The sequence below is a fragment of the Clostridium lacusfryxellense genome, from assembly GCF_018861735.1.
GTDB lineage: Bacteria > Bacillota > Clostridia > Clostridiales > Clostridiaceae > Clostridium_AD > Clostridium_AD lacusfryxellense.
The window spans coordinates 1-8992 of record NZ_JAHLEB010000094.1; the positions used below are offsets into that span (position 1 = coordinate 1).

An 8992-nucleotide genomic window follows, 5' to 3' on the forward strand; every position below is an offset into this window, starting at 1 on the left:
AAAACATTGATATACTTATTATGAACAATTATGGTGAGTAAATAACATAGGAACCCTCTAGATAAGCCAATTTATTTGAGTACTCACCATAATATAACACTCTACATAATGGCGATTATGGGGAGCTCCCCATAAGAGGCATAGCTTTGCGACTCACTTATTGGATGCTGGTACAGATATCTGCTACATTCAAAGACTTTTAGGACATACTCGAATTACAACTACCACAATTTATTTACATCTTAGAAGGATAGATTTACTTAATATAAAAAGTCCATTGGATACGCTCTTAGGAGAGAAAGATGATTGAGATTCAAGATATATTCAATAAACATGGTGGTGAATATAGAAGAAATCATCAGCTTCCTTTGCATATTCAAAAAACTATGATTTCTATCGAATCTTGTAGAACAGCAGAGCTAGGTGGTCACGTAGACGAATGTGATGAATGTGGTCACGTTAGGGTTTCTTATAACTCATGCCGAAATAGACATTGCCCTAAATGCCAAACTTTAGCCAAGGAAAGATGGCTTAATAAAAGAAAAGAAGATTTATTACCCGTAGGGTATTTCCATGTTGTTTTTACTATACCTGAAGAACTTAACTATATAACTCTAACAAATCAAAAGGAAATGTATTCTATTTTATTTAAAGCAGTTTCAGAAACGTTAATTGAACTTTCAAAAGATAAAAAATATTTGGGAGCGGAAATTGGATTTATGTCTATTTTACATACTTGGGGTCAGAATTTGGTGAATCATCCACACATACATTGTATAGTTCCAAGTGGTGGATTAACTTTAGATGGTACCCGATGGATAAACTCAAAAAAAGACTTTTTTATTCCAGTGAAAGTGCTTTCAAGAAAGTTTAGAGGTAAATTTTTATTTTACCTTAAAAGAGCTTATGATAGTAATGCTCTTAAATATACAAATGGAATTGAGGAGCTAACAAAAAAGTATATATTTCAGAACTTCATAAATAAATCATATAAAAAGGAATGGATTGTATATTGTAGACCTCCTTTTGGAAGTGCGGAGTACGTGCTTGAATACCTTGGCAGATACACTCATAGAGTGGCTATAGCTAACCACAGAATTGAAAATTTAGAAAATGGATATGTAACATTTAAATGGAGAGATTATAAAGACCATAATAGAGAAAAATTTATGACACTTACAGTAGATGAATTTATTAGAAGATTTCTCATGCATGTTTTACCGAGAAAGTTTGTTAAAATTAGACACTATGGAATATTAAGCAACAGAAATAGGTCCACTAAACTTCAAAAATGCAAAAAACTTACAGGTGCAGTACAAAGTATTAGTGAAAATTTGTATGTTAAGTTAAGTGCAGCGGAGCTTCTTTTAAAGCTGACAGGAATAGATATAAATATCTGCTCATGCTGTTGTAAAGGTAAAATGGTTACAAAAGAGAAGTTGAATCGCCAAAATTACTCTCCACCAGGAGAAGCAAATAAAATAGCATAAAGTCTTTATTTAGGGGAGGGGGAAGTTACGTCTATTTTTAGAAAATAATGAAGAGCTAGAAGAATTAAAGACATATTTATGTAAAATAAAGTTAATATAATTGGTATTAAATCAGATTTCAGAAAGAAGGAAAAGATTGAATCGCCATAGTAGTACTAACGCGGCATCGTTCTTAAGCTTGTTTCAGAAATTGAGCAATTTTAGTGGCTATCATCATTTAAGTATATACTTATGGTGATAGGTTTTGTCGGCTCAACATCTGAATCCAAACCTATTCAAAACACGAACTTTATAAAATGTACAAATAAAAAAAATGACAACATTATTGTTTAATTGCTATAGTATATAACTAGAGATAATAAATAAATATAAAACAAAGAAAGACTATAATAGCGTCAACTACTACAGACTTTCTTTATTCACCTATTTCAGAAAATATCTAAAAACATTTATAAAAAAATTTATAAAATGGTTAAAAATAAAAAACAATAATATACTAAAAATTTTTATTGAGTATTCCTTTAAAGCTTCATTAAAACCGTCTTTTACTGGTTTAGGCACCTGTAAAAGATTTTTTTTACGCTTATTCTTCAATATGAATCACCTCCCATATGGAAAGATTAAAAAAATAAGGTGTTCAGACAAGACAACTAAAAATAATTCTATATACTGTACTATACTACTTATAATGTATTAAAAAAGTGATATAGGATACATATGAAATCAACAAAAATGGGCAATCAAGATAATATTATCCTGATTGCCCATTTTGTTGATTTTCATTTTATATTTATTTTTAATTAGGGTTAGCGCCACTTTTAGTAGATTTGTGCGCTGCAATTCATAATGTAGTTTTGGGATCACAGCAGTAATCTCTTTATTACATTTTATATTTATTTTAGACTACAGATATTATCTTTACACGAATCATTTTTAACACACTCCAATGATCCCCCTATATGTTTCATTTTCACATTATAAATTTTTATCCAAATAAAGAAAATCATTCAAGATAATTTATATTTACCTTTAATGGTTTATTTAACGGCTTTTAATTCGGCTATATAAGCATAATTGCTAGCTGTAACTACTTCAACAGTTGATATATCTTTTCTAAGAGATTCAACTCCACCCTTAATATGAGCTATATCATTGGCCATTTTATCATGTTCAGCCTTATTTACTTCTGCGGAGTGTTCTAAAGCTCTTACTATTTGATATGTTTCATCAAGTTTAATTGATATTGGTTTAAGTTTTTCATCAAGTAGACTACTTAAAGCTTTTAATATTTCTTGATTCATTATGTTTCACCACCTATAAATAAATATGCTAATAGTCATATTATATATTTATTTATTATACAACGCAACCATTGAATACAATAACATGCCCACCACTCAAATTATATCTTTATAATTAAAATTCTAATCTTAATAGCAGTTGAATTATTCCAATTAATTATGTTTGTTCCAGTGTTGTGGCTTAATTTTATAAAAACTAAATTTTGTTTAATATTTACTTATATATTATATTGAATGCCCTTAGCCTTTATAAATCACTGTCCTAAATTGATTGCGAAAAATTACTAATTGCTTTTCTAATTACTTGAACCATCTCTTCAGGGGATTCTCTTTCTTTATTATCTATCCATTTATACAATACATTCCAAAGACCACCTATGTTATAACGGCTTATATATTCTTCTTCAATAGCGTTATCGTAATTATGCCATTGAACCTCTGAAAATTCATTTATATTGGGAATAAATGAATTTATTTGTTCCATGATAAAGTAAAACAAATGATTTTGTTTTAGTAATTCTAATTCTTTAATATGGTTATCCCAAAATTCAAAATAATTAATGAGTATGCTGTTAAACGAGAAATCATTTTTTTCTTTTATAGTCTTTATATAGTCATCAAACAAATAATTAGTGTATTTAGATAGCAGATCTTCTTTAACTTTAAAATTACGATAAAATGTTCTTCTTGATAACTGTGCTTTATCAGCTATTTCTTTAACTGTAATAATTGAGTATGGTTTTTCTTTCATTAAATTAAATAGGGCCTCAATTAACCATTTCTTAGTTTGTTCAGTAAATCGACTTGTTTTTTCTTCCAAAGTACCCCTCCTAAAATGTCACGATTTCTTTTGTATGTAGTATTTAATTAAATGGCATTGATATTATTTATATATGTAGTATACTATATTTATAGTTACATGTCACATGTGTGCATATAATTCTCTAGTGTGACTAAAAGCTAAAATTATTTTATGGAGTTGATTTATATTAATAATATGTACGCTATTGTTTGGTTATTTCCTATTCTCTTTATGATCCATGATTTTGAAGAAATTATATTTATTTCAGCTTGGCGGGAGAAATATAAGCATTACATTGATACTTGTATGATGAAAAAAGTACCATTTGCAGATTTTAAAAGTACTGCGTCCTTCTCAATTGGAGTAGAAATTATATTTCTCATTATTTCGTTTTCCGCCTTGTTTTCAATTATTTTTAATAACTATTATATTTGGTATGGGCTTTTCTTTGCCACTATAGCTCACTTCATTTTAGCTCATTTTATATTGACCTTAAAATTTAAACATTATGTTCCAGGTATTATAACCGCCATTTTATTTTTACCTTTAAGTATCTACATTCTTTATACTGCAACATTAATAATAGGATTTAGCCTAACTGAAATACTCTTATCTTTTGTTGCTGGTTCATTAATTGTGTTTGCAATTTATGTTTTTCTTCACAGTGTAGAAAAAAACTTTGATAACCAATTACATAAATTCTCAAATAAATGAAAAATAAAGAAGTAAAATAGCTATAAGTTATATTATAAATAACTTATAGCTATTTTTATATAGTTTTAGAACTTTTTATAAAGTACGTTAAATATGCTAAACACAAACGTTGGCTATATGACTAGAACCCCCTATCCAATGATATGTATCCCTTTCAAAGAAGCTTTATTATAATGTGTATCAGAAAACATATCAAATCATATGAAATATTTTTATAACCTATTGAGTGGGTTTACATAACTTAGTATCTCAATTTATTCATGTATCATATAACTATAGTTTTTTGATACGCTTGTTTTATGTTTTTTACTTCACAGTGTGATCAAAACGCAAACTATCTATTAAAATTTAATTCTTCAAAAAGCAAAATACCTCAAGGAGGAGTCCCCTTGAAGTATTTATATCTAGTCATCAAACTTTAAAGTTAGGATATTTCATCTTCTACTTTTTAAGGGGAATTAGAATTAAATACTAAACTAAGTAAAAAAGAATACTGAACTTGGGTGGAACAGAGTTCAGTAGTATCAACTATCATTGTGTGTGGGCCGTCGTAATTAAGGGTGTTAGTTTTTAGTTGAATTCAACTCAAATAGCTCCATTAATACAGTTGTTTGCTAGTTTGAATAAAAAAAGTTTAGAGCTAGAGTATATTTTTCGCTAAAAGATGCCTGCACACCTATCTAATTATTTATTCAAATTAGATTTTCATAACCTTACGAATAACGCCGTATCATTAGATACGGCGTTATTCTGTTAAAGTATTAGTTTATCTATGTTGTTAGGCATTCAGTTAAATTTAACTAAGCAATTACGTTTTGAATATATCATTTTTTTTGATTAGTATAACATTTTTTATGTTGTATGCCTTTCTTTCTATTTGCAAATAAAATCACATATTTTTATTTGATAAAATCACGTTGAAAATTAGAAGCAGTCATTGGCTTCCCAATTAAATATCCTTGAATATATTCACATCCGAGTTCCTTTAATGTAGCCGATTCTGTTTTTGTTTCAATTCCTTCTGCAATAATTTTAATATTTAAACTATTAGCAACTGCTATTATAGATTTAATTATAATTATGTTTTTAGAATTGTTATTTAAATCTATAATAAGCGACCTATCTATTTTGATTGTATCAATAGGAAGTTTGCTTAACCAACTAAGGGAAGAATATCCTGTGCCAAAATCATCCATTGAAATTTTAATTCCGTGGGATTTCAATTCTAAAAGTACTTTTATTACTAAATTAATGTTCTCCATAGCCTCACCTTCAGTAATTTCAAGATTTAAATACATAGGGTCTAGTAATTGATCGTGTAATATATTCATAACTAACTGGACAAAATTAACTTGAATTAGTTGTTTATAGGATGTATTTACGGATATACTAAAATTCTTATTACTTAACTTCTGCCATTTCCTACACTGCTTGCAAGCATTATATAGCATCCAATTATCGATTTCTACCATTTCACCTATCTTCTTTGCAGTTGGAATAAATTCTATAGGTTGTATAAATTTATCATCTCGTTTCCATCTTATTAGAGATTCTGCACTTGAGATTTTCATTGATTTTAAATCCATTATAGGTTGATAATAAGTTATAAATTCATTTTTTTCTAAAGCATTTCCCAAGTTTTTTTCCATTTCTAATTTATGCATATTGTCATCATTCATGCTGTTGTTAAAAAGAGTGCATCTATGTCCACCGCTCTTCTTAGCCTCATACATAGCCAAATCTGAATATTTTATTAAAGTATCTACATCAGTTCCATGATCAGGGAATAAACTAATGCCTATACTTGCACCGATATATAGGAGCTCCTCATTATAAATGAAAGCCTCGCACAATTCTTTCACGAGCTTTTCTGCAATCACTGTTGCACTTGATGAATACTTTAAGTCTCTGATAATTACTATGAATTCATCGCCACCAATTCTACTGACTATATCCTTTAATCCTGTATTCTTGACCAATCTCTCTGCTACCCCTACAAGAACTATATCTCCTACCGCATGACCAAAAGTGTCATTTATTGCTTTAAATTTATCCAAGTCTATAAAGAAAAAAGCTAAATTTTCCTTTTCATTTTCTAGTAAATTGCTAATGTTTTCAAGTAAGTTTTTTCTGTTTGAAAGACCCGTAAGAATGTCATACTCGGCAAGCGAAACAATGATTTCATCAGATTTTTTTAATCTATTAAACATATTGTTAAATTTAGATCCAAGTTCAGAAATCTCATCGTTTCCATTTAATATTATACTTGGGAATACATCATGAGCATTATGTACATTCTCAACTACTAAGTTTATAATATTAATTTTTCTTACAACAAACACATGGATTAAGATAAAAAAACTTAAGGTAAACAAAATCAAACCTACCAAAATGACTAAAAGATAAAAATTCATAGTACTTTTAGCGTTACTAAAAATATCCCTTTGTAATGTAATCTTTACCAAAAATGATGGCTCAGAAAATATATTATTAAGTAATCCGTAACTAGTAATAGTTTTTTCATTAGCTACTTTAACAAATGTATCTTTCTTTGCAGAATCACTATTAATAATCAAGTCTTTATTATAAGTAATTAACCTTGTCTGAAGCTTTGTATTTTGATTAATCCTTTTTGTTAGATCTTCATTGTAATATTTTCCATAAATAAGAATACCAGGACTGTGTCCTGATCCATCATTTTTTGTAATTCTTTCAGCAACTACTAAAATTGGAGTTTCATTATATTGCGTAATTCCCATAATACTTTTAGTTTTACTGTTACTTAATAATTTAGAGACATTTGAAGTTGTATTTTTAGCTAAATCTTCAGTAAATGTCCCCTTTTTCTTATCATTAATATTTAATTTATAGGCTATATTTCCAATGTTGTCAGTGATGATAATAAAATTTATTTTTTCCCTTTCTAGAGAGGTTTTGTCACTAAAATTGCTTTCTATATAAGCATTGTTTCTATTATTAACATAATCATATGATTCATCCCATCTTGCATAGTCAATATTTAGAGAATCCATTTTATAAAGATCATTTTGAATATAATTAAGCACAACTTGGGCATCTGTATGAGATTTATTAACTTCAATATTAGTGAAGCTATTTAATAAATATTTTTTTGAAAATATATAAAGAAAAGATATTAAAATTAAACTTATTAAAGATACAACTTTGAATAATTTTACTGAAAGTTTCACATTCATCACTCATTCCGCATTTATTGCCCATAAACATATGTAATAGACCTTTTTTATTGTTTTGTTTCCTACCTTAAATTACCTAATTCTTTTTCTTTTATTTGTTAGGAATATATATTCTATCGGCTATATTAGACAAAACTTAATATATGAGTGTAGTGTTTTTTCTTTTGATTACTATACTTAAGTTTATATGATTATTTATAAAGTTCGTGTTTTATACGCCAAAGTTGTTAAATAAGTATTTGGAACAGTGGATAAAATTAGCTACAATTAATGAATTTCAAAAATTATTTCAATACCATTATCATACTCATTTAAAATTCATACTTTTCTTCTATTGTATATTTAGTTCTTCTAGACATAAATTGCTCCCCTTTTATTGGACAAAGTATTATAATTGAGTTATATTCACTTTGAGTCTATAGGCTAGATGTTTATATTTTTTGATTCTCGTAAAATTTCTGACAAGACTTATAAAGTCCTATCAGTTTTTTTATATTTATTTTATAACTTAAACTTTTGAACTATGTTATTTAGCTTCTCTGCTAATACGGCTTGATATTGAGAAGATCTTGATATCTCTTGGACTGCCATAACAGATTCATTAACACTTGCTAATATTTCCTCGGAGCTAGCAACCGATTCCTCAGCTGTAGCCGATATATTTTCAATTGCATTTCTGATTTCGAATATAGTTTCATTTACTATAGTCATTGAAGCTCCAATATCCGAGGATATCTTATTGGTTTCTACGGCATCTGCACCGTATTGCTTACCTGTATCTACAAACAAATCATAATCTGGTTTAACCTTAGTATCAATAAAGCTCAATACATCCTGAGCGTTGCTCGTAAGATTTTGAAATGCATTTTCAACTTTTTCAGTTACCTCCTGAATCTTTTTAACTGTAGTTGCTGACGCTTCAGCTAATTTTCTAACTTCATCAGCAACCACCGCAAAGCCCTTACCCTGTTCTCCTGCTCTTGCTGCTTCAATAGCTGCATTAAGTGCTAGTAGATTTGTCTGACTTGCTATATTTCCTATTTCCTCTGCCATTATCTTAACTTCACTAACAACCTTACCATTTTCAATTGCTTTTAATATGCTTTCTTGCTTCTCCAAATATAATTTGTTTGTGGTACTAGAGCTATTTTCAGCAGTTTTTCTAACTTGTTCAGCTTTTATTTCTATATTATTTGCAATCTCAGTTCCCTTTTTTGCACGTTCAGTAACACTCGCCACATTCTCTGCAATACTTTCTGTTGTTGCATTTACTTCTTCTGTAGTGGCACTTAACTGTTCTGCACCTAAAGATACTTGCTTTACTGATTCATTAATAAGCTCCATTTTTAATGATATTTCGAGGGTGTAAATTATTTTGTGTATTCTCTTTCTTTAAGCAAAATAATTGGACTATTTAATTTTAAAAATATGTCATTAAAGTAGATAAAAGTTGTTACTTTATCATTACTT

At 28.4% G+C, this 8992-nt stretch carries 6 protein-coding genes and 1 pseudogene; 3 read left to right on the forward strand and 4 right to left on the reverse strand.

The genetic code is table 11. The features are described 5' to 3' along the window. Positions 1-148: 148 nt before the first annotated feature. Together KPL55_RS24805 and KPL55_RS24810 are read left to right on the forward strand one after the other, a co-directional pair. Positions 149-310 (forward strand): annotated as a pseudogene (locus KPL55_RS24805) (tyrosine-type recombinase/integrase); the annotation flags it as partial. Beyond that, entirely contained in the window at positions 303-1490 is a 1188-nt protein-coding gene (locus KPL55_RS24810; RefSeq protein ID WP_216309437.1) for an IS91 family transposase, read from the forward strand. The pseudogene KPL55_RS24805 and the gene KPL55_RS24810, both read left to right, overlap by 8 nt. Before the next feature lie 1037 nt (positions 1491-2527). On the opposite strand, the gene KPL55_RS24815 is transcribed toward KPL55_RS24810, so the two are convergent. After that, complete coding sequence (locus KPL55_RS24815; RefSeq protein ID WP_216309438.1) at positions 2528-2791, reverse strand: hypothetical protein; 264 nt, start codon at positions 2789-2791, stop codon at positions 2528-2530. Between the two features lie 262 nt (positions 2792-3053). Continuing rightward, positions 3054-3611, reverse strand: a complete 558-nt coding sequence (locus KPL55_RS24820) for a TetR/AcrR family transcriptional regulator (RefSeq protein WP_216309439.1) — start codon at positions 3609-3611, stop codon at positions 3054-3056. Positions 3612-3788: 177 nt separating this feature from the next. Here KPL55_RS24820 and KPL55_RS24825 point away from each other — a divergent pair, with 177 nt between their 5' ends. Beyond that, positions 3789-4307 carry an HXXEE domain-containing protein gene (locus KPL55_RS24825; protein WP_281418912.1) on the forward strand — a complete coding sequence of 173 codons (519 nt, stop codon included), beginning with the start codon at positions 3789-3791 and terminating at the stop codon, positions 4305-4307. Between the two features lie 899 nt (positions 4308-5206). Here KPL55_RS24825 and KPL55_RS24830 read toward each other — a convergent pair. Both KPL55_RS24830 and KPL55_RS24835 read right to left on the reverse strand, forming a co-directional pair. Next, positions 5207-7516 carry an EAL domain-containing protein gene (locus KPL55_RS24830; protein WP_216309440.1) on the reverse strand — a complete coding sequence of 770 codons (2310 nt, stop codon included), beginning with the start codon at positions 7514-7516 and terminating at the stop codon, positions 5207-5209. Positions 7517-8023: 507 nt separating this feature from the next. Next, positions 8024-8866 carry a methyl-accepting chemotaxis protein gene (locus tag KPL55_RS24835; RefSeq protein WP_216309441.1) on the reverse strand — a complete coding sequence of 281 codons (843 nt, stop codon included), beginning with the start codon at positions 8864-8866 and terminating at the stop codon, positions 8024-8026. Between the last annotated feature and the right edge of the window lie 126 nt (positions 8867-8992).

Excerpts from the sequence above, each read along its gene's own strand:
- KPL55_RS24835 (WP_216309441.1), bottom strand. The coding sequence starts at position 8,866 with ATGGAGCTTATTAATGAATCAGTAAAGCAAGTATCTTTAGGTGCAGAA.
- KPL55_RS24815 (WP_216309438.1), bottom strand. The coding sequence starts at position 2,791 with ATGAATCAAGAAATATTAAAAGCTTTAAGTAGTCTACTTGATGAAAAA.
- KPL55_RS24810 (WP_216309437.1), top strand. The coding sequence starts at position 303 with ATGATTGAGATTCAAGATATATTCAATAAACATGGTGGTGAATATAGA.
- KPL55_RS24825 (WP_281418912.1), top strand. The coding sequence starts at position 3,789 with ATGTACGCTATTGTTTGGTTATTTCCTATTCTCTTTATGATCCATGAT.